General features: G+C 61.1%; 20 protein-coding genes. 11 read left to right on the forward strand and 9 right to left on the reverse strand.

From position 1 onward, the window contains the following. Positions 1–38 precede the first annotated feature (38 nt). Complete coding sequence (locus GOB81_RS00580; RefSeq protein WP_173568434.1) at positions 39–2,192, reverse strand: hypothetical protein; 2,154 nt, start codon at positions 2,190–2,192, stop codon at positions 39–41. A gap of 681 nt (positions 2,193–2,873) precedes the next feature. Here GOB81_RS00580 and GOB81_RS00585 point away from each other — a divergent pair. The 3 genes from GOB81_RS00585 to panC all read left to right on the forward strand — a co-directional run bounded on the left by GOB81_RS00585 (position 2,874) and on the right by panC (position 6,078). Further along, positions 2,874–4,250 carry a GGDEF domain-containing protein gene (locus GOB81_RS00585; protein ID WP_173568435.1) on the forward strand — a complete coding sequence of 459 codons (1,377 nt, stop codon included), beginning with the start codon at positions 2,874–2,876 and terminating at the stop codon, positions 4,248–4,250. A 131-nt stretch (positions 4,251–4,381) separates the two neighbouring features. Further along, positions 4,382–5,233 (forward strand): 3-methyl-2-oxobutanoate hydroxymethyltransferase, encoded by an 852-nt coding sequence (gene panB / locus GOB81_RS00590; protein WP_173568436.1) that lies wholly within the window; start codon positions 4,382–4,384, stop codon positions 5,231–5,233. Next, positions 5,230–6,078: a pantoate--beta-alanine ligase gene (panC, locus tag GOB81_RS00595; protein WP_242009955.1), complete on the forward strand. Its 849-nt coding sequence runs from the start codon at positions 5,230–5,232 to the stop codon at positions 6,076–6,078. The genes panB and panC overlap by 4 nt, the downstream gene beginning before the upstream one ends. Positions 6,079–6,139: 61 nt before the next feature. Here panC and GOB81_RS00600 read toward each other — a convergent pair whose 3' ends face one another. Continuing rightward, entirely contained in the window at positions 6,140–7,204 is a 1,065-nt protein-coding gene (locus GOB81_RS00600; protein ID WP_173568437.1) for a Rieske 2Fe-2S domain-containing protein, read from the reverse strand. 80 nt (positions 7,205–7,284) lie between these two features. Next, positions 7,285–8,313 carry a 2OG-Fe(II) oxygenase family protein gene (locus GOB81_RS00605; protein ID WP_173568438.1) on the reverse strand — a complete coding sequence of 343 codons (1,029 nt, stop codon included), beginning with the start codon at positions 8,311–8,313 and terminating at the stop codon, positions 7,285–7,287. 252 nt (positions 8,314–8,565) lie between these two features. On the opposite strand from GOB81_RS00605, the gene GOB81_RS17595 reads away from it, so the two are divergent. The 5 genes from GOB81_RS17595 (at position 8,566) to GOB81_RS00620 (ending at position 11,802) form a co-directional block, all read left to right on the forward strand. Further along, positions 8,566–8,742 (forward strand): alpha/beta fold hydrolase, encoded by a 177-nt coding sequence (locus tag GOB81_RS17595; RefSeq protein ID WP_242009956.1) that lies wholly within the window; start codon positions 8,566–8,568, stop codon positions 8,740–8,742. Further along, positions 8,742–9,014, forward strand: a complete 273-nt coding sequence (locus GOB81_RS17600) for an alpha/beta fold hydrolase (RefSeq protein ID WP_338421290.1) — start codon at positions 8,742–8,744, stop codon at positions 9,012–9,014. Before GOB81_RS17595 ends, GOB81_RS17600 begins: the two co-directional genes overlap by 1 nt. A gap of 6 nt (positions 9,015–9,020) precedes the next feature. Continuing rightward, positions 9,021–9,401 (forward strand): hypothetical protein, encoded by a 381-nt coding sequence (locus GOB81_RS17605; RefSeq protein ID WP_242009957.1) that lies wholly within the window; start codon positions 9,021–9,023, stop codon positions 9,399–9,401. A 119-nt stretch (positions 9,402–9,520) separates the two neighbouring features. Then, on the forward strand, positions 9,521–10,462 hold the full coding sequence (locus GOB81_RS00615) for a metallophosphoesterase family protein (protein WP_173568439.1): 942 nt from the start codon (positions 9,521–9,523) through the stop codon (positions 10,460–10,462). A 203-nt stretch (positions 10,463–10,665) separates the two neighbouring features. Then, complete coding sequence (locus GOB81_RS00620; protein ID WP_173568440.1) at positions 10,666–11,802, forward strand: glycosyltransferase; 1,137 nt, start codon at positions 10,666–10,668, stop codon at positions 11,800–11,802. Here the strand turns inward: GOB81_RS00620 and GOB81_RS00625 are convergent. The 6 genes from GOB81_RS00625 to GOB81_RS00650 all read right to left on the reverse strand — a co-directional run bounded on the left by GOB81_RS00625 (position 11,708) and on the right by GOB81_RS00650 (position 18,207). Then, positions 11,708–12,304 (reverse strand): class I SAM-dependent DNA methyltransferase, encoded by a 597-nt coding sequence (locus GOB81_RS00625; protein ID WP_173568441.1) that lies wholly within the window; start codon positions 12,302–12,304, stop codon positions 11,708–11,710. The genes GOB81_RS00620 and GOB81_RS00625 overlap by 95 nt on opposite strands. Then, positions 12,301–13,032, reverse strand: a complete 732-nt coding sequence (locus GOB81_RS00630) for a PIG-L deacetylase family protein (RefSeq protein ID WP_173568442.1) — start codon at positions 13,030–13,032, stop codon at positions 12,301–12,303. Before GOB81_RS00630 ends, GOB81_RS00625 begins: the two co-directional genes overlap by 4 nt. After that, positions 13,029–14,153 (reverse strand): acyl-CoA dehydrogenase, encoded by a 1,125-nt coding sequence (locus tag GOB81_RS00635; protein WP_408736886.1) that lies wholly within the window; start codon positions 14,151–14,153, stop codon positions 13,029–13,031. Before GOB81_RS00635 ends, GOB81_RS00630 begins: the two co-directional genes overlap by 4 nt. Before the next feature lie 412 nt (positions 14,154–14,565). After that, positions 14,566–15,723 carry an AI-2E family transporter gene (locus GOB81_RS00640; RefSeq protein ID WP_173568443.1) on the reverse strand — a complete coding sequence of 386 codons (1,158 nt, stop codon included), beginning with the start codon at positions 15,721–15,723 and terminating at the stop codon, positions 14,566–14,568. A 24-nt stretch (positions 15,724–15,747) separates the two neighbouring features. Beyond that, on the reverse strand, positions 15,748–16,662 hold the full coding sequence (locus GOB81_RS00645; RefSeq protein ID WP_173568444.1) for an SDR family oxidoreductase: 915 nt from the start codon (positions 16,660–16,662) through the stop codon (positions 15,748–15,750). Positions 16,663–16,671: 9 nt separating this feature from the next. After that, positions 16,672–18,207 (reverse strand): 3-demethylubiquinone-9 3-methyltransferase, encoded by a 1,536-nt coding sequence (locus GOB81_RS00650; RefSeq protein WP_173568445.1) that lies wholly within the window; start codon positions 18,205–18,207, stop codon positions 16,672–16,674. Here GOB81_RS00650 and GOB81_RS00655 point away from each other — a divergent pair. The 3 genes from GOB81_RS00655 to rpsI all read left to right on the forward strand — a co-directional run bounded on the left by GOB81_RS00655 (position 18,206) and on the right by rpsI (position 19,455). Beyond that, entirely contained in the window at positions 18,206–18,409 is a 204-nt protein-coding gene (locus GOB81_RS00655; RefSeq protein WP_173568446.1) for a hypothetical protein, read from the forward strand. The genes GOB81_RS00650 and GOB81_RS00655 overlap by 2 nt on opposite strands. Positions 18,410–18,478: 69 nt before the next feature. Beyond that, positions 18,479–18,958 carry a 50S ribosomal protein L13 gene (gene rplM / locus GOB81_RS00660; protein ID WP_173568447.1) on the forward strand — a complete coding sequence of 160 codons (480 nt, stop codon included), beginning with the start codon at positions 18,479–18,481 and terminating at the stop codon, positions 18,956–18,958. A 5-nt stretch (positions 18,959–18,963) separates the two neighbouring features. Continuing rightward, on the forward strand, positions 18,964–19,455 hold the full coding sequence (gene rpsI, locus GOB81_RS00665; protein ID WP_173568448.1) for a 30S ribosomal protein S9: 492 nt from the start codon (positions 18,964–18,966) through the stop codon (positions 19,453–19,455). Positions 19,456–19,533 lie beyond the last annotated feature (78 nt).

Raw genomic sequence — 19,533 nt, forward strand, 5'->3', positions numbered from 1 at the left:
GGATACCGCCGAGAGTGACCCGGCGGTATCCGTTGTCGTCAGCAGGTTTTGACGAAGCAGTTTGCCCAGTCGTTGGCAGGTGCCACCGTCGTGGTGCCACAGCCTGCGCCCCAGGAACCGCCCCACACACTGGCCGTTGAACCGGTCGTGCATGTCGGGCTCGTCGGGAAGCAGGAGGTGCTGCCCCAGCTGCTTGCGCCGCCACAATAGTCGTTGCTCATATCCTGCCAGATATTGCTTCCACAATTGCTGCCAGACGTCGAACCGGACGTGTGGGTCGGCGTGCAGCTGCTGGAGGTGCTGCCAGACGTGCTGGACGAACCGTTCGGCGTGCAGCCGTTGTTCCACCAAGAGTTGCCATTGTCACAGCTGTTGCCGGACGTGGAACCCGAGGTCGAGCCGGACGTGGAGCCGCTCGTGCTGCCACCGGAACCATGCGGTTCACACCAGTCCCACCACCAGCTGCCATTGTCACAGCTACCGCCGGACGTGGCGCCCGAGGTCGAACCCGACGTGGAGCCGCTTGTGCTGCCGGAGGTGCTGCCAGACGTGCCGCTGCCGGAACCGTGCGGCGCACAGCCGTTGTCCCACCACCAGCTACCATTGTCACAGCTTCCGCCGGACGTGGCGCCCGAGGTCGAACCGGACGTGGAGCCGCTCGTGCTGCCGGAGGTGCTGCCAGACGTACCGCTGCCGGAACCATGCGGCGCACAGCCGTTGTCCCACCACCAGTTGTCGTTACCGTTGCAGCTTCCGCCGCCGGACGTGGAGCCCGAGGTCGAACCCGACGTGGAGCCGCTCGTGCTGCCGGAGGTGCTGCCAGACGTGCCGCTGCCGGAACCGTGCGGCGCACAGCCGTTGTTCCACCACCAGCTGTCGTTACCACTGCAGCTTCCGCCGGACGTGGAGCCCGAGGTTGAACCTGACGTGGAGCCGCTTGTGCTGCCAGACGCGCCGCTGCCGGACGTGTGGGAGTGGCCGTGATCCCACCACCAGTCGCCGTTGTTGTCACAGCTGCCGCCGCCGGAAGTCGAGCCTGACGTGGAACCGGAGGTCGAGCCGCTCGTGCTGCCTGAGGTGCCGCTGCCGGACGTGCCGGAGTTATGGTGACCGTGGTGATCCCAGCCGTTGCCGTGATGATCACAGCTGCCGCCGGACGTCGAACCGCTGGTGTTGCTGCCGCCGGAGGACGTGTTGCTGCCACCCGAGCCGTCGCCACCGGAGGACGTGCCACCGGATGTACCACCTGAAGACGTGTTGCCGCCGGATGTTCCGCCGGAAGACGTGCCGCCCGAGGAGGTGTTGCCGCCACAGTTACAGTCGCTGCCGCTGACGCTGTCCCACGGAAGGACTGTGCCTGCGGTGGTCAGGGAGCTGTCAGCGATGATGTAATCGCCGGCTGCGTCCTTGACGACTTCGAGCGTGCCTGGCGTGTAGCCCGTCACCGTGTTGACGTCGTCGAGAGTGATGGTCTTGGAGCCGGCGTCGATGACGAGGCTGTAGGAACCGTCACTATTGGCGACGTAGCTGGCGGACGTGACTGTCAGGCCGCTGTCGGCGCTGATGGCAAACTCGGTGTTCGCGGAGACGCCTTCGAACGCGGTGGTGACGGTCGTGCTTTCGCCGCTCATCACGAACATGTTCTGTGTCGTCGGATCGAACGTGACGGTGCCGCCTGTCAGCGTGCCCTTTGTGTAGAGGGTGCTGCCGTCCGTGATCGTCACGTTCATCGCGTTATCGATGCCAACAGGATTGGCGTCGGAACCGAGCGTGGCGTGGACGAGGTTGAGCGTGCCGCTGCCGGAGAGGGTGCCGGAGGTGATCGTCGTGGCTTCGCTGTTTTCGATCGTCAGCGTGCCACTGATTTCGTTGATCCCGAGATCGACGGGCGCGGGGGTATCAACCACCAGCGAGCCGTTCTCATAGATCTGCATTGCCGTGGCGGTGAACACCGGGGTGGTGACGCCTGTGGCGTTGCATGCCGTGATGGTCAGGGTGCCGTTTACACCGATTGTCAGGCTGGGAACGGCCGTGGTGTAGGGGCTGCTCAGAACCGCTGAGACGGACGCATCGGTGGAAGCAAATCCTCCGATCATGACATCTTGGTAATCGGTGGGGATCACTCCGCCGGACCAGTTGGACGCATCCAAGAAGTCGGTAGAGGTTGTTCCCGTAAAGGTATCCGTTGCCATATGGGCAGAACTCCAGGAATTTTGGCAGAAGCCTTGTTCGTCCGGCTGCGGACACAATCTCTGCCCGCGGAGGACGGACAAATGGTTAACAAATCATCAGCAACCGAAGCCAGTTCTGTCTTTCCTAACATTGCGACAATAATATGTTAACCTATTCGAAACATAAATTAATTAGATCTGCTTATCCGTATTTTGAATGATTAATGTCTCGGGGATCGCCGGTTTTCTCATCTTTTGGGTGAAAATCCCGTTTTGTATGCCCCGCCTCATCGTATGAAAATTGTTACAATTATCACGAAGAAGTGAACAAGTTTACGGAGATTTTATCCGCCGGGAGAGGGCTGTTTTTGCCATCCGATTGAAAAAGCGGATTCTATTCTCATTTCCGAATCATCGTGATCGCTTGCTTTGTCTCATTTTTTCAGCAAATTACTTAAAATGACATCGCGGTGTCTGGTTTGAGTCGGATCATGGCAAAACATTTTCTCAGTTTTGCAAACCCGATGCTAACGGGAAAATCAGGTGCGACCGGGAAGCATTGTAACAGAAACACGTTCATTTTCGTTTCAAGGCTTCTTTAATCACACGCAGTCACAATAGAGGAAACGCCGGGCTGGATATGCGTCCGTCCTGACTGAAAAGCCGGCGTTCTCACAAATATCTGGTCATCGGAAGGTTTGAATGGACGGGGGAATGATGGCGTCGCAAGGCGCTACGGCCGAGCGTGACAGGAGGGAGTGGCTCAGCATTATCGAGAGTGCTGATCCCGCGATGCGTGCCCAGCTCGAACAGGTTGTTGTGCAACACGGCGAGCAGTGCATCGCACGGTTTTACGAGGTCTTGCTGGCCAATCCCGATGCGGAGCAGTTCATTTCGGTGGAGACCATCCGGGAGCGGCTGCATGATGCCCTGACCAACTGGCTGGTTTTTCTCTTCCCCCGGACGCTTCCGGATGTTGACCGGCTCATTGCCCTGCAACAGCGCATTGGGATGGTCCATGCGCGCATGAGGATTCCCATGCGTCTCATCCTTCAGGGGGTGCGGGCGCTGAAGGATGAACTGCGTGTGCATCTCTTCAAGGTGGCGATGAGTCGTGACGAGCTTCTGGCGGTCATGAACTATGTGATGGGGATGATCGACTTCGCCATTGAGGTCATGGGGCAGGAGTTCGAGCAGGACTACACACGGGAGATTGAGTCGGACGAAGCGTGTCGTCTGGTCACGCTGGGGCAGGACATTGCGGTCGAGAAGGAGACGCAGCGGGCGGCCCTGCTGGACTGGGGACACAAGGTTCTTCTGGCCATCTGCTGTGCCATCCCTCCGCCGCTGCCGCTTCTGGAGCGTTCCGGCTTCGGTCTGTGGCTCAATCACAAGGCCAGCCTGCTGTTTTCGGGCATGCCGGGACTGACGGCGGTGAGACGGATCATTCGCCGGATTGATGACGAGATTCTGCCCTCTCTTGAAGAGCAGATGCCCGTGCCGCCGGCGAAGATTCAGGAATTGCAGCAGGCTCTGGAGGAGATCCGCTTCCTGATGGACGACATGTTCACGGAAAATGCGCTGATCGAAGGGGGGCGCGATCCCCTCACCTCCACGCTCAGCCGTCGGTTTCTGCCGACGATCCTGGCACGCGAGGTCACCCACGCGCTTCGCAGGCATATGTCGTTCTGCGTCCTGCTTCTGGACGTCGATCATTTCAAGCTGGTCAACGACAAGTATGGCCATTCGCATGGGGATACGGTTCTGCGGAATGTGTCCGAGATCATGTCCGGGGTATGTCGCCCGAGCGATTTCGTATTCCGCTATGGGGGTGAGGAATTTCTTGTCGCTCTTGTCGAGATGGATGGGGAAAGTGGCTTGGCGACAGCGGAGCGCATCCGTCAGGCTGTCTGCGCAGAACCCCTTCTGCAACAGGGACAGGTGACGGTGTCGATTGGTGTGGCGGCGTTCGATGGCCATCCGGATTATGAGCATCTGGTGCGGCGGGCGGATGCGGCTCTCTATCGGGCCAAAAGAGAGGGGCGGAACCGCTGCATTCTCGGTACCGCGCTGGACTGACAGCCGCAGGTCGGAGGCGTCCTCTCTCTTATATATCACCGTCACATGAAGCGGAGGTCTCTTGGTCTTCCGGCGGGAGTGAGGCACAACGGCGTCACGTGCGCTGGGCGCACCCTGTAAAGGAGACGGATGTGCGGACGACGGTTGCCGATGTGCAGAAGATGAAACGGGCTGGCGAGCGGATTGCCATGGTCACCGTCTATGACTGCGCCTCGACGCTCATCGCGGAACGCGCAGGCGTTCCGATTTTGCTGGTTGGTGACTCTCTCGGGATGGTCATGCTTGGGCATGACACGACGCTGCCGGTGACGGTGGACGACATGGAGCGTCATGCCGGTGCTGTCATGCGGGTGAGCAGGCAGGCGCTGGTCGTGGCGGACCTGCCCTTCCTGAGTTATGCGACGGTGGAAGACGCCATCGGTTCCGCGCGCCGCCTGATGCAGAACACGGGCGTTCAGGCCCTGAAGCTTGAGGGTGGTGAGTCGATCGTGCCGCAGGTGCGTCGTCTGGTTGAACAGGGGGTGCCGGTCATGGGGCATCTCGGCCTGACGCCACAGTCGCAACACCAGATCGGCTTACGTGTTCAGGCGCGAGGTGCGGCTGAAGCCCGCAAGCTGCTGGAGGATGCGCTGGCTCTTGAGGCTGCCGGCGCGTTCGCGCTGGTGCTGGAGGTTGTGCCTGCCCCGCTGGCGGAGGCCATTTCCCGGCGTGTCGGGATTCCGGTGATCGGGATTGGTGCTGGCGTCGGGTGTGATGGGCAGGTGCAGGTCTGGCACGATCTGCTGGGGTTGTTTGAGGGCCGTCCGCCGCGTCATGCGAAACAGTATGCGCAGGTTGGGGCGATCATGGAGCAGGCGTTGCGCTCTTATGTGGACGATGTGAAGTCGGGCGCCTTTCCGACGGAGGCACAGAGCGCGACGATGGACGCGGCGGAGTTGCAGGCGGCGCTGGCTGCTGTGGCTTCCGGTCAGGAGAACGGATGATGCAGGTGCTGTCTTCGATCGCTGCTGTACGGGAGGCCCGCGCTGCCGTTGGCGCGACACTTGGTTTCGTACCGACGATGGGCTTTCTGCATGAAGGTCATCTGAGTCTTGTCCGGCGGGCGAAAACGGAATGTGGTGCTGTTGCTGTCAGCATCTTCATCAATCCGACCCAGTTTGCGCCGGGTGAGGATCTCGACCGTTATCCGCGCGCGCTTGAGCGGGATCTGGATCTGTTGCGCGGTGCGGGAGCAGCCTTTGTGTTCACGCCACAGGCGGCCGAGATGTATCCGCCGGGTTTTGCGACGAGCATTGATGTTGGTCCTGTCGCCAGACCTCTGGAGGGCGCAGTCCGTCCGGGGCATTTTTCCGGTGTGGCGACGGTGGTGACGAAGCTGTTCAATATCGTGCAGCCCACGCGGGCCTATTTTGGCCAGAAGGACGGCCAGCAGTGTGCGGTGATCCGGCGTCTGGTCACGGATCTGAACATGCCGCTTGAGGTGATGGTCTGCGACACGGTCAGAAGCGAGAGCGGGCTGGCTTTGTCCAGTCGCAACTCCTATCTCGGCGCGGAAGAGCGGGAACGCGCGGTTTTGCTGCATGAGAGTTTGCGGGCGGCGCAGGCGCGCGTGGCTGCGGGTGAGCGGGATGCGTCTGTGGTGCGTGAGGTGGTGCGGAGTGTTCTCGCACGGGAGCCTGCGTTTGCCGTGGATTATGTGAGCGTGGCCGATCCGCTGGAACTGAATGAACTGGAGTGGATCGGGGACGAGGCGCTGGTGTCTCTTGCTGTGCGCGTGGGCGCGACACGCCTGATCGACAACATGGTTGTGCGTCCGGGAATGAACTGAATCCGGGCTTGCGGGGCGGGGTTGTAGTAGTCCCTGCCCTGCTCCCGCGTTCCGGTCCGGTTCAGGCGTCTTCCAGCAAGGTTTCGATGCGGCGGCGAACCCTGATTCCGGCGGCGTCTGTTGTGAAATTAGGTTCGGGCTGTGTTTCGGCTTCTTCGAGATGTGGCTCTATGGCTTCGAGAACGCGGATATCCTCATCAATTACGAGGAAGTTCCGCTCGGCGAGGATATCTGTGTATTCCTTGCTATCGGTCGCGAAATCCCTTGTTGCGGCAATGAAGTAATGCGTTGTCGTTTCTGTTTCCGGCGTGATGCCGTGCAGGAAATTCATGCAGCCGCTCAGGGCTACGTGCGTACCGTCTTCCCTACAGGAAAATGTTTCGGTCCCGACGGTGTTGATCAGGGAAACGCCATAGAGTTCCGAGCGATATTCGACCTGCATGAATTGTCCCAGAGAAGGAAACAGGCTGAGCATGCCGTCTTCCGTCTGGCGGCAGGGAGATGCGTGACGAAAGGCGAGATAGTCCGGCTGATCGGTAATCGCGAGATCGGCCGGGTTACGATCGGACGCGCAGCGGGTTCCCAGTGAATGGGTATGGGTAAAGCTGATGTGGGATTCATCGAAAAGATTTTCGAGGATGATCTGCGCGCGCGCGCGAACGTGGCGATAACCGAAGCCGAAGATGAGGGTGCTTTCTGCGCTCAGTTTCAGCGGTTTGATATCGGGAAGCAGGCTCATGTCCGCTTCCGAGGCGTTGCCTTCCCATATCCAGATGAAGGGTGCGGTTTCCGCTGTGGCGAAAGCTGTCAGATGCATTGTATCGGGGACATGTTTCTGAAATGGCAGGCTGGTACAGTGGCCTGCTCCGCTAAATGTCGCGCCATGATAGGGGCAGACGATCTGGTCGTTTTCGTCGATGCAGGCGGAAGCGAGCGGCATGCGACGATGCGGGCACAGCGCGGAGACGGCGGAGATGTGTCCGTTACGCAGGCGGCGCAGGATGATGGTGTGGCCGAGAAGTTTTCGCTGGAGCGGGGTTGTTTCGATTTCGTGTGACCATGCGGCGACGTACCATTGATTGCGCGGCCACGGTTTTCCGGTTTTATGAAATGGGTAATGCGCCACAGGGTAATCCTTCTGTTCTGAAATAGGTATTTCCTGAAAGAGATCGGGTGGCGTGCGTGTAGGCAGCCCCCGTCTTCCTCTCAGGCCGCGTTGCTGTCCTGCACGGGCATTGTTTCTCCCTGAAAAAACGTCAGGAGGCAGTAGCGGCGTCCGCGGGTCACGGGGGTGGCTTCGTGCAGGAGCGATGCGGAAAAAATCAACCCGGCACCGGTCTCTGGCCTGTAACGATGATCGTTATATTCAGGGAACTCCAGAAATCCGCCTTCGAATTCTTCGGTATTGAGATTGATGGACAGGGCGAACTGACGGAAGGCTGTGGCGGCTGCATTATTGTCCCTGTGGCGACGGAAATATCCGCCCGTATCGTCGTAACGGGCGATCAGGAGCCTGTCCGCGTAACGGGCCTCGAACTGAAAGGCTTTTTTCATCTCGGGGATGCAGCGGGCGATCAGGGCGCTGGTGACGGCAGCAGCAAGATCGCTTGCAGCGGGGATGACGAAATCGTTGCGTTTTTTCTTGCTTTCATCAATCCGGTGAATGGGTTTGCCGTCTGGTCCGGTGCTGGCCATGCCGCCCGTCCGGTGGGAGGAGCGTTCGAACTCTTCGATGAGGAAACGGCAGAAATCGTGAGTGAAGATCCCAGGGATGGGTAGAAGGGGCGCGGGCAGCAGAATGTCGCGTGCGGGCTCGCGGAGCAGGCCGGCCACAGTTTTTTCGGCTTCGGACACGCTTTCAGACGGCTGATGAGGATCAATGACGGCGATCACGGTCTGCCGCCGGTCAACGACAAGGATGGCCGGGGTGGTGTCCTGAGCCGGGAAAGAAGAGAGATCAGGGCAGAAGACTATGGTTATCCCGGGCATTCGGAGAGCGAGAAACTCCAGGACGCAGGGGCTGTGGGCACCGACGAGCAGCAGGATGTCGGTATCGTGACGGGAAAAGCGTTCCTGTGCTTCCGAGAACGCCTCCATCAGTGACGCACTGGCGGCAGAAGGAAGATTGCCGGTGACGAGAAGGACCGCAGGCCGTCCGGCCTGTGCCTCTGATGAGTAGAACTGATTAGCCTGCGTCATTCCGCACCAGAAAGGGGCGTGATCATCAGCCAGCATTTTCTTAATCCTGCACTGCGTATCTTTGCAGGGACACTAGGTTTCCACGGTTTATGGAAAATAAACGGAGCGACATCTGTTACATTAAAAGAAATTACGTTACGAATACTGTCATCAGGCAGATCAGCTGCATAACAACAGCATACAAAACAGACATCCTGTTTCTGGAAGAGTAATCCGGATGGAGTAACTGTGCCGCGCTGGGCAGCAGACCCGGACGTGTGATGGACCTGCTATCGGTGGAGAGATCACGTGCGGAAAGAGGAACTGTTTGAGACCGGAAAGCTGGTGTCCGTGGGCGATACGGGCCTGTTCGTTGCCGAGGCGGGCAATCCGGATGGCTCCCCGATTGTGCTGCTGCACGGAGGGTTACGCAATCGGCGCGATTTCATCCCCCTTGCGCGCCATCTGGTGCCGATTACCGACTGATCGCGTTTGATACGCGGGGGCATGGACGATCTGCGATCGGGACGACTCCCCTGACATATCGTCAGCTTCAGGATGATTGCGCGGCGGTTCTTGCGTCTCTGGGACTGCTTACCGGGATTATCGGGCATAGCGACGGAGGCATTGTCACCCTGCGTCTGGCTGCTTCTCTGGCGGTGCAGCCGGAGTTTGTGGTTGCAGTCGGGGCGCACTGGCAGCTCCCCGAGGATGATCGGGCCCGGAAGCTTTACCGAAGCCTTCCGCTTGCGCAGTAGCGGGGCATGTTTGGCGCGGACATCGCCACTTACAATGTGGAAAATCCGGCTCCTGATTTTGGACGGCTGTTCGGGGCGGCGACCGCGATGTGGCTGGGTCATGGTCCGGATGCCTATCCCGGCTCTTCCGTGCGGGGCATTCGGTGCCCGCTTCTGGTTGTGCATGGCGACGATGACACTCTTGTTTCCCGTCAGCAGGGCTATGATCTGACCGCTCAGGTGACGGGGGGGGCGTCTGCTCAATCTGCCGTTTGGCGCGCATACGCTGCTGGAAGACGCGCCGGAGCGGGTTCTGCCTTTCCTGCGTGCGTTCATGGGTCGGGTTGCCGAGGACAGAAAAGCGGCCGGGACGTCGTCCGTGGCGTGATGCTCTGTGCGACGGGATAGGCAGTGGAGGTCGTGAGGGTTCAGGAAAGATGAACCCTTTGTGACATCATTGAACGGGCGCGGGATTTTGCGCACATTGCCTTGTGAGTCCGCAAACTTCACCGGACAGGGAACACGGCATGTTGCAGATCAACCGGCGCGCTTTTCTTTCTCTGACAGCGGGTCTGGCGCTGACCGGAGCCACGGGTGCGCGGGCGGGGGTGCCGAACCGGCCTCCGATGCTGGCGCATGAGCCGTTCACTTTCCTGTTCATCACCGACACGCATCTCCAGCCTGAACTGAATGCGCGGAGCGGCTGTCACATGGCGTTCGTCAAGGCGCGTGCGATCCCGGCTGATTTTGCGATTCAGGGGGGCGATCATGTTTTCGATGCACTGGGGGTGAATGCCGGGCGTGCTTCGATGCTGATGGGCCTGTATAAGCGGACCGCCGACGATCTGACTCTGCCGGTGCATCATACGATCGGCAACCATGACTGTTTCGGCGTCTATACGAAAAGTGGGGCGCAGCCGACGGACCCTCTTTATGGGAAAAAATATTTCGAGGACAATTTCGGCCAACTTTATTACTCATTCGACCACAAGGGCGTGCATATCGTGGTTCTGGACTCGATCGGGATCACGGAAGATCGTGGGTATGAGGGGCGGATCGACGCGGTTCAGATTGGCTGGCTGGCGAAGGATCTCGCGGCGCAACCGGCGGGCATGCCGATCCTTGTTGTCACGCACATTCCGCTTGTGACGGCGGTGGGGGATTATGCCGCCCCGCAGGCCGTGCCGCCGAAACATCATGTCATAAGCGTTGCCAATGCGTATGACGTTCTGCCGCTGTTCGACAGTTACAATATCATTGGCGTGTTACAGGGGCACACGCACATCGTGGAGCGGATTGACTGGCATGGGGTGCCTTACATCACCTGTGGTGCGGTCAGCGGCAACTGGTGGCACGGCACGCGCTATGGGACGCCGGAAGGGTTCATGGTGGTGGATATTGCTGATGGAGTTCTGAAAACACGTTATGAAACGTATGGTTTTCAGAGTATTGATCCTCACAATACCTGATGAGTCCGGTTTGAGGTTTTTTGGTGAAGGGGGAGTTCCTCGGTTCGAGGTGCTCTTCCCTTTCCCGACAGGAAAGACGGTGACCGGTCTTCTGTGAAGATGACTGGCGAAAAACGGTCATTTGTTCTTTCAGAATGCAAGAACTCCTCACCTTTCGCGGCGTTATCATGATCTGACCATGTGCTGCGCAGGGACCCGACAGGATGTTTTTGAAGAGTTCTCGCGTACAGAGCTGCGATCGGGCAGTTGAAGACCTTGTTTCATCGTCATTTTTCCATCGGCCCCGGATTGTTGCCATTCCGGCCTGCAATGAAGAAGAGCATATCGTGCCATGTCTTCTTGCTCTGGCGGATCAGGGGAAATACAGACCAGACAAAGTTGTTGTTTGGATCAATAATACTGACGATTCCACTGTTGAACGGGCTTCTGCAGTCCGGGGAGAATTGCCTTTCCTGCTGGAGATTGTGGAGGTGAGGTATGCTCCGGCCTCTGCTCATGCGGGTCGTGCCCGGCATGACGCGATGGCACATGCGGCCCGTCATGCCCCGCACGATGCGTTGCTGTTCACGACGGACGCGGATGGCGAGGTTGCTCGGGACTGGATGCGCTGCACGCTGGAGGCGTTTACCCGTTACGACGTGGCTGCTGTTTTCGGCCGGGCGCTTCTCCTGCCCGGTGAGGCTGGGAAGATCCCGCCTCATCTGCATGAAGATGAGGCGGCGGAGCAGGTCTATGGCGCTTTGCTGGATCAGATCGGGAGCCTGATCGATCCTGATCCGCATGATCCCTGGCCACGCCACACGGAACATTCAGGGGCCAGCATTGCCGTCACCTATGAGGCGTGGGCGCGGGTTGGCGGGATTCCGTTCGTGGCGTCCGGTGAAGACCGGGCGTTTTACACGGCGTTGCGTCTGGCAGAACTTCCTGTGCGTCATGCGCCCGAGGTGAAGGTGTATGTTTCGGCGCGGCTGGTTGGTCGGGCGGCTGGCGGCATGGCTGAGACGATCGCCCGGCGCATTCTCAGGCAGGATGAGTATGTGGACGATGTGCTTGAGGCGGTCTCCACGCGCCTTCTGCGCATTCGGCGTGCTGCCGGCAGGCAACGAAAGGGTGTTACGGGGAGGCCGGTGCTCCCTGCCCTGCCCGATGCGCCGGTGCGTATCCCGCGACAATCGTTGCCGTTGCACCACCGGCGGGCGCAGCGTGTTCTCGATTTTCTGAAACAGCGTGTTGGTGAAACGCCTGTTACGGCAGGACGCGGATCAGGCGATCGATGCGATAGGATGCAGACTGTTCCGTATGATCCACTTTCCAGTGATTTTCACGGCAGTTCTGACTGAACAGGTTCGCCGCCTGTTCGCCGGTGCAGGGCGTGTCGGTCGGGCCGGTCCAGTTTACGAGAAGGATGGTCCCGTTCGGAGGCAGGCTTTGCATGGCTTTGTGAGCGAGGCAGCGGATATCGTGAGGCGCCAGAAAATAGAGCAGTTCCGAAATGATCATCAGATCGCAGCCAGTGGCGGTGGATGTGGGGTAATGTTCCGGCAGGAACGCTTCGACAAACGTGATGTTTGGCAGGTCCGCGCAGCGACGTCCGGCCATCGTGAGGGCTGTGGGGGACGCATCGACGGCAAGGAGGCGGGTGCAGAGGGGGGACAGCGCCTGCGTCGTGACGCCGATGGCGCATCCCAGTTCCACGGCGAAGCGGATGGGATGAGGCGGCATGCAGGCCAGCAGGCGCGCGCGTTTCTGGTGTTCGTAGGGGCTGTCTTCGAAGTTCCACGGATCTGCTGTCGTCTGGAACAGGGTTTCGAAGACCTCCGGGGTCCATGTTTTCCCGCTCATGACGCTATGAAGATTTCATAAGGCAGGAGGATCTTGTTCAGAAGATCTTCTGGCAGCACGAACCCTGTCGGATCGTCATGGATCATGAGTCCTCTCTGGCTGTGATGGGCGTTCACCGCAGCGCGTTTCGCGGCGAGGTGGCTGGTGATATCAAGCCGCGCTCCTTGAGGGGGTGGTTCCTCGATGTCGGTGTCTGGCGGCAGGGTCAGCCCCCACACGGGATAGGCGAGGATTTTCAGATTGGGGTGCCGGGATTTCAGTGCCTGCCCCATCAGCCAGACGGCTTCATGGTCGCAATGGGGATCGTGCCGCCATGAGACCAGAACATTAGTGCAGTTATAATCCCTGATGAGGATGGAAAGTTTTTCCACTGCATCACTGAAGGCCGGTCCTGTCGTTGGCACGGCAGTATCGCGCAGGCCGAGGAATTTGAGGCGTTCTGGTGGAAGTTTCAGTCGGGCCATGGCTTCGCGGGCTTCGTGCTGGCGCTGTCGGGCGAGGCGCTGGGGTGGCCATGTGCGCGATCGCGGGTGCGAGCCTGAGCCGTCCGAGACGATGACGACCACGGGGGGACGGCCGCGCTGCACGGCTTCGGCGATGAAGCCCCCGCAGCCGAGGCTTTCATCGTCGGGATGGGGGGCTGCGATCAGGGTCGTGCCGGGGGCGATATCATCCAGGTCACGCAGGGGGAAATTTCTGAACGCTTCGAGAACATCGCTGATTTTCATGTCTCATCCTCCGGCCAGGGGTGGTCGGTGAACCAGTGCGCTGCTTCTGTCAGCGTTTCATCGGGTGCGGGCTGGCGCAGGTAGGTGGCGAGGTCGCGCATAACCTGTTCAACCGCCTGCCCGCGCACGAAGGCCGAAAGTCCCAGACCGCGCTGGACAAGGGGGATCAGTTCCAGTGCAGCCTGTTCCACGGCGATGCGGGCGAGATTGACGATGGCGGCGATATCACCGGGAGAGAGGTGGGTTGAGCAGACAGCTCGGGCGGCCCGACAGACCCACATGGAGGCAGTTTCACGCAGGATGAGGGCGTTTCCGATGCGGACCTGCTGGTGGAGGTTGTCGTCGCGTTTCCTGTTGCGGAGTTCGGTAAGCATGAGATCTGTGAGGCGATCCATTCCGCCGAGCGCCACGGCGGAACCGCGCCATGCTCCGGCGGAAAATTCGGGTTGCCGGAGGTAATCGCCTGACTGGCCCACGATGTTTTCGGGGTGGATGACAAGACCGGTGAAGTCGTACGCCCCGGTGCCGCTGGCTGTCATGCCTGTCAGCTTTCCCGGTCCGGCGGTGATTCTGACAGGGTCGTTCGTGGGGACGAGGGCCATGATCGTCTGATCCTGAGCCGTGCGGGCGGTGATCAGGGCGAGTCCGACTTCATGGACGGCGCTGGAAAAACCTTTTTTTCCTGTCAGGCGATATCCCGTATTGGTGGGGGTGATCGTTACGGGTGTGTTGCCGTCTGTCACCCAGATGCCTGCCAGCGTGCCGCGTTTCACAGCTGAGGCAAGCAGGGTGCGTTGCGGGTGTGCTCCGTAAAGCGCGACCAGCCGGAGGACGTTCACATGCCCTTCCAGACAGCGGCCCATGGAGAGGCTCAGGCAACCCGTGAGGCGCAGCATTTCCATCAGGCCGTAGGGGTGGGAGCAGAGACCGAGGCCGCCATCTTCGACGGGGAGTGGTGCGGTCAGTGCGCCCAGTTCAGTGAGATGCTGGAGGAGGCTGGAAGGGAAGAGGCTTTCGTCACTGACAGACGACGACGGACCTTCAGACGCGGCCAGATGGGTCAGAGCACGGCGGAATGTGGCGATGTCGCGTGACTGAGCGACGGCGTCTGAGTCTGTCACTCGCTGCGTAGCCTCCCGTTCTGCAAGTCGCCGTGCCGACCATGCGTGCGCGACCATGCGTGCGGTTGACGGTCTTGTTGTGAAGAACGCGGCACGGGCTGCTCGGTTGCGGCGGCAAGGTTCGGGCAGGTATCGCGGCCTCGCATCAGCACCTTCAATGTCTGGGGGCGGATTGTTTGCGGTGCCCAGCGAGGAACGTCGATGTTGCGTTCTCCTGCGGGGCGGGAAGCGGACCTGATGACTGCGCTTCGGCGCGCACGTGCCGAGAGGCTGGCGGATGTTGGGAGGAAATGTCCGGGCTGATTGGGCTTGCTGCCGTTCTGGCCTGTCTGGTCTGTGGGCAAGGCGCAGGAGGGGTGGCAGGAAGAGCGGGGCCGGTCGCCCCGCTTGTCCGGCAGAGGTGTTTATATGATCAGGGTTTCCTGATCTGGGTGAGTTCCATCACGCCAGCGGCGCGGCCTGAGCCCAGACGCCAGATCTGGTGGGCGAGCGCCATCAGCACGGGGCCGACGAACAGGCCGCACAGGCCCCATGATTCCAGCCCGCCGAGGATGCCGAGCAGCACCCAGACGAATGGCAGGCGGATGGAGCCGCCGATGAGGACGGGCCGGATGAAGTGATCGGCCAGGAACATGATGATGAGGCCGAAGGTGGCGACGGCGATCCCTGCGCCGAGGCTGCCTTTGATCATGATGAGCAGGGCGCAGAGCACGACGGCGAAACCGCCGACCATCGGGATCATGGAAGCGAGTGCGGTGAAGAGGGTGAGGAGCAGCGGCTGGGGGGCTCCGGCGATCAGGTAGGCGACACCCAGAAGGGCGCCCTCCCCCAGTCCGACCAGCACGAGGCCGGCCATGGCGCCGCGCACTGCGCCGACGACCTGATGCTGGGCCATGCGGCCGCGCGGTCCGAACAGGCGCTCGGTCAGCAGGTTGAGGCGGTCGATGACTTCGTTGCCGCTGCGGAGGAGGAAGAACAGGATCAGCAGGGCAAAGCAGAGGATGACCACGGTGTTGGCCACGCCGTGTCCGACATGCTCGACGGTGGTGAGGGCTTCTTCCGGGCGCAGCTTGTGGACGAGGGCTTCCATGCCGTTCGGATTGGAAAGGTTGGCCTGCCACCAGTTTTCGATCTGCGCTTTTCCCCACGGCAGTCGCGACAGCCATGCCGGTTCGGGGATGCCTGTTTCTCCGGCTTCCCGGAGCCATTTCGCACCGTCCTGAGCTTCACTCGCGGCGGCGCCGATGAGAAAGGCGGAGGGGATGACGAAGATCATTGCGATCCCGGCGACGATGGTTCCCGGCAGGATCAGGGCTGCGTGTTTCGGGGACCATTTGCCGGCGAGCCACTGCATGATGGGCCAGCAGACGATGGCGAGCACGCCGCCCCAGATCAGGGACAGGCGGAAGCGACCCAGCGTGAAGATGGCAAGGGCTGCGATAGCGAGGGCGAGCGCACCCTGTGCCCAGTACTGGAAGCGGGTCCGGCGGGTGGGTAGCGGCGCGGAGAGGTCCGCTTCGGTCTGCGGGAGGCAGGACGCCGTGGATGCCGGGTCGGAAGAGAAAGTCATGAAGAGTCCCTGCTGGTCGGTCTGTTATGTCTTTGATGGAGAGGCATTTTTCGTATCTGCTGAAAACAGCTGGCCCAGCCCGATCAGCAGCGAACGCGGCTTGACGCCGAGCGTTTCAATCATGGGAATGATATCGAAGTTCTTGTCCTCGAGAAGACGGCGGATTTCATCGGGTCCGATGGCGGGGAAACCGGGGACGTGCCGCAGGACGGAAGCGGCGGCGATCAGCGCGCGTGCAGGAACGGGAATTACCGGGCGGGGCGCAAGGCCTGCTGCGCGGGCCACGAGCAGGACGAAATCCCGGTATGTGACGGGAGTGGCTCCGGCGATGACGAGGCTGTGCGGGCCGTTCCAGTCGTGGTCGAGGGCGGCGATGATGCTGGCGGTGACATCATTCTGATGGATGGGCTGCACCAGCGAGGTGCCGCCTCCGGGAAGCGGGATCAGTGGCAGGCGGCGCAGGAGTGCGGCGAGGCGCTGGACGTTGTTCTCCCCCTGCGCGCCATAGATCATGGTTGGGTGCAGGATGACCCCGTTGCGTCCCGAGGCGAGCAGGGCCTGTTCGCCGTGAAGAACGCCATTGCCGTGGCTATCGGGCCAGTGGGTGAATTTACGTGTGCTCCCGAGGCAGACGAGCCGGGCGGTTTCTGGTGCGGCCCGGATGAGGGCGGGAATGTTACGGGCGTGGGCGGTGCAGACGATGGTCTTGGCGTCCGCGAGGGCCGTGGCAAGCGGGGCGGAAGGGCCAGTCAGGTCGGCGATGCGGGGTGGGTGCAGGAGCGGGCCGGATGACGACCCTTTATCGGTGGCAAGGCTGGTTTCGTAGCGTGTCCGGTCGCGCACCACGGGGATGACGGGGCGGCCCCGTGCGAGGAGGGCACGACGGAGGGCGGTGCCGGAGCGGCCACTGGCTCCGATGATGTGGACGGGCTCGCTCATGGCGAAGCCCTACTGCTTGCCTCCGGGGGGTGCTGGCGGCGGGGCCGGGGCGAGGATGGAGGGGTCTTCGGGTTCGTCGGTGGTCATGTTGGGATCAGGCATGGCCGGAGGGGGTGCCGTGCGATCCTTGGAGGGGGCCTGCACCGTCAGGCCGAGCGTTGTTGCGACTTCCGGGTGTGCGGGCAGGAGCGCAAGGGTGGCGAGTGCGGGCAACGGCAGGGGCTGGGGCGGCGCGAGCATGGCGGTGAGCGGGCCTGCGTCCGGGTTGGCGAGGTAATCGGACAGTTGTGCACCGGCGCTGTCGGGGGCGGTGCCCGGAGGCGTGAGGGAGCGACGCAGGAGCATGACGTAGGCGTCCGGGTCCATGCCCTGACTGATGGCGGCGCTGTTCATGATGTGGGAGACAAGGCCGCCATCGCTCCATGTCAGGTCGAGATGGGCGAGCTGGGGCTGCGGCATCTGTCCGGTGGGGGCGGCGAGGTTCACGAGATCGGCGGCGATGTCGAGGCGGCCCCAGTCGGGGGCCTTGATGTCGAGCTGGGTGATGTGGGCGACATCGGCACTGAAATCGACCAGTGCGTTGAGAACCACGTTGCCGGCGAACTTAGTGTAGCCGAGGGATTTGACGAGGATGCCCTGCGGTCCGTTGGGCCAGACGCGGAAATGGCTCAGGCTTTCGGTGACGCGGCTCTTCTGGCCTGTCGTGTCGATATGGGCGTGGGCGGTTTCGATGGCGAACAGCGGCGCGATACTGCTGCCGGGGCCACCCGTTTCGCCCTGCAGTTTCACGTCCTGCGCCATGATGGACTGGTTGCCTTCGTGAAACAGGATCCCCTGCCCGTTCAGCGCTCCCTGCATGGCGGCGGCGAGGTCGGAGCCGTCTGACACCAGCTTGCCGACCAGCAGGTCACGGCTTGGGTGATCTGCCGTCTGGAGTTCGAGCTTGCCGACTGTCAGGCGAGAGAGGCGTCCGAGGCCGTACTGGTCGAGGATGAAAGAGGCGGCGCGGGCGGAGGTTCTGTTGTCGGCGGAGACGACGGTCGCGTCGGTCAGTTCGCCGTGATCCATGGTCAGCGCGGCAATCTGGTCCTGACCGGGAGGTGGCAGGAGCAGTCCGTCGAGGGAGAGTCTCTTTGCGTGCATCTCGCCTGCCGGGCCGGTGATGTGCAGCGTGTGGGCGAGCACATGGTCGAAATGCAGGGGGTTATGTTCGACGGAGAGAGAGGCATCCGGGGGATTGCCGTCGGTGGTGCTGGTGGGGCCGACGGACGCGCCGATCAGTTCGATCATGGCGGCGGAGACGGTTCCGTCCGGGTCTTTCAGCACGACGTCGGTCAGCCGCGCGCCATGGGTTGTGGGGAGCGCGATGGCTTTTCCCCATGTGAACTCCACGCCTGCCGGCAGGTGAGCCCTAGCGTCTTCAAGTGCCTCGATCAGCTCGTGATTGGCCTTTCGGTGGACCCAGATCCAGCCCGCGGCTCCGAGTCCGACGACCGCGACGGTGGACAGGGCGGCGATGGTGCGGCGGGTGTTCTGAGGGATCATGGCCAGTGCTGAACTCTGCGGTCTGTTTCTGTTCTCCTTCCATATCAGGATGTTGCTGCAAGGGCATCAGGAAAAGCTCCGGGCTGCAAATGGGGGCGATCGTGGCCTGAAATGTCACGGTATTATGTTACCGCTATGGAAAGTTTCTTTAAAACAGAAGGAGAATCGTAATTCGTTATTTTTAGTGTGCGATCGTGCTTGACGCGGAGGCCCTGTTTGCGCATAAGGCGCCACCCGAACCGCTCAAGATTTCTGGACGGACATATAAACAATGAAAACCACCCGCTCGCTTAAGCCCGCGGAAGTGACGAAGAACTGGATCCTGATCGACGCCGAAGGGCTCGTTCTTGGCCGTCTCGCCACACTGATTGCGACGCGTCTTCGCGGCAAGCACAAGCCGCAGTTCACTCCGCATGTCGATTGCGGCGACCATGTCGTCGTCGTCAACGCGGAGAAGGTCAAGCTCACTGGCAACAAGGTTGACCAGAAGCTTTTCCATTACCACACCGGTTATGCTGGTGGCATCAAGCAGCGCACGATCACGCAGCGTCTGACCGGCAAGCATCCTGGCGATGTTGTCGAAAAAGCCGTTGAGCGCATGATCACGCGTGGCCCGCTGCAGCGCGCCCAGATGCGCAATCTGCACGTCTATGCCGGTACCGAGCACCCGCATGATGGTCAGCAGCCGGTGAAGCTTGATGTCGCGGCGATGAACCGCAAGAACACCGCAGTTGCGAAGAGTGGGGTCTGATCGCTATGTCTGAAACGATTGAACGCACAGGCACTCTCGCCGATCTGCAGGGCGTTGCTCTGGAGACGGCTTCTTCGGACGCGCCTGTATATGAAGTAAAGCGTGATGCGCAGGGTCGTTCCTACGCTACGGGTCGCCGTAAGGAATCCGTTGCACGTGTATGGATCAAGCCGGGCAGTGGCGAGATCACGGTCAATGGCCGTCCGATCGGCACCTACTTTGCCCGTCCGGTTCTGCGCATGCTGCTGACGCAGCCGTTCCTTGTGACGGATCGCTACAACCAGTTCGACGTCGTTTGCACGGTTGTCGGCGGTGGCCTTTCCGGTCAGGCTGGCGCTGTCCGTCACGGCCTCAGCCGTGCGCTGACGCATTACGAGCCGGGCCTCCGCGGCATTCTGAAGGCAGCCGGGTTCCTGACCCGTGACTCCCGTCAGGTTGAGCGTAAGAAATATGGTCGGGCCAAGGCTCGCCGTTCCTTCCAGTTCAGCAAGCGCTGATCTGGAAAACGTTTTCCGCCTTATGCGGGAGCGGGTTTTAGAAGCCGTCGGCCTTTGGGCTGGCGGCTTTTTCTTTGT

This window comes from Acetobacter conturbans, assembly GCF_011516755.1.
Taxonomy (GTDB): domain Bacteria; phylum Pseudomonadota; class Alphaproteobacteria; order Acetobacterales; family Acetobacteraceae; genus Acetobacter; species Acetobacter conturbans.

Bases quoted from the DNA above. Each gene is read 5' to 3' on its own strand.
- GOB81_RS00630 (WP_173568442.1), bottom strand. From the start codon at position 13,032: ATGAAAATCAGCGATGTTCTCGAAGCGTTCAGAAATTTCCCCCTGCGT.
- GOB81_RS00615 (WP_173568439.1), top strand. From the start codon at position 9,521: ATGTTGCAGATCAACCGGCGCGCTTTTCTTTCTCTGACAGCGGGTCTG.
- GOB81_RS00655 (WP_173568446.1), top strand. From the start codon at position 18,206: ATGGCCAGTGCTGAACTCTGCGGTCTGTTTCTGTTCTCCTTCCATATC.
- GOB81_RS17605 (WP_242009957.1), top strand. From the start codon at position 9,021: ATGTTTGGCGCGGACATCGCCACTTACAATGTGGAAAATCCGGCTCCT.
- GOB81_RS00650 (WP_173568445.1), bottom strand. From the start codon at position 18,207: ATGATCCCTCAGAACACCCGCCGCACCATCGCCGCCCTGTCCACCGTC.
- rpsI (WP_173568448.1), top strand. From the start codon at position 18,964: ATGTCTGAAACGATTGAACGCACAGGCACTCTCGCCGATCTGCAGGGC.
- GOB81_RS00625 (WP_173568441.1), bottom strand. From the start codon at position 12,304: ATGAGCGGGAAAACATGGACCCCGGAGGTCTTCGAAACCCTGTTCCAG.
- GOB81_RS00640 (WP_173568443.1), bottom strand. From the start codon at position 15,723: ATGACTTTCTCTTCCGACCCGGCATCCACGGCGTCCTGCCTCCCGCAG.
- GOB81_RS00585 (WP_173568435.1), top strand. From the start codon at position 2,874: ATGGACGGGGGAATGATGGCGTCGCAAGGCGCTACGGCCGAGCGTGAC.
- GOB81_RS00605 (WP_173568438.1), bottom strand. From the start codon at position 8,313: ATGCTGGCTGATGATCACGCCCCTTTCTGGTGCGGAATGACGCAGGCT.
- GOB81_RS00580 (WP_173568434.1), bottom strand. From the start codon at position 2,192: ATGGCAACGGATACCTTTACGGGAACAACCTCTACCGACTTCTTGGAT.
- GOB81_RS00620 (WP_173568440.1), top strand. From the start codon at position 10,666: ATGTTTTTGAAGAGTTCTCGCGTACAGAGCTGCGATCGGGCAGTTGAA.
- panC (WP_242009955.1), top strand. From the start codon at position 5,230: ATGATGCAGGTGCTGTCTTCGATCGCTGCTGTACGGGAGGCCCGCGCT.
- GOB81_RS00645 (WP_173568444.1), bottom strand. From the start codon at position 16,662: ATGAGCGAGCCCGTCCACATCATCGGAGCCAGTGGCCGCTCCGGCACC.
- rplM (WP_173568447.1), top strand. From the start codon at position 18,479: ATGAAAACCACCCGCTCGCTTAAGCCCGCGGAAGTGACGAAGAACTGG.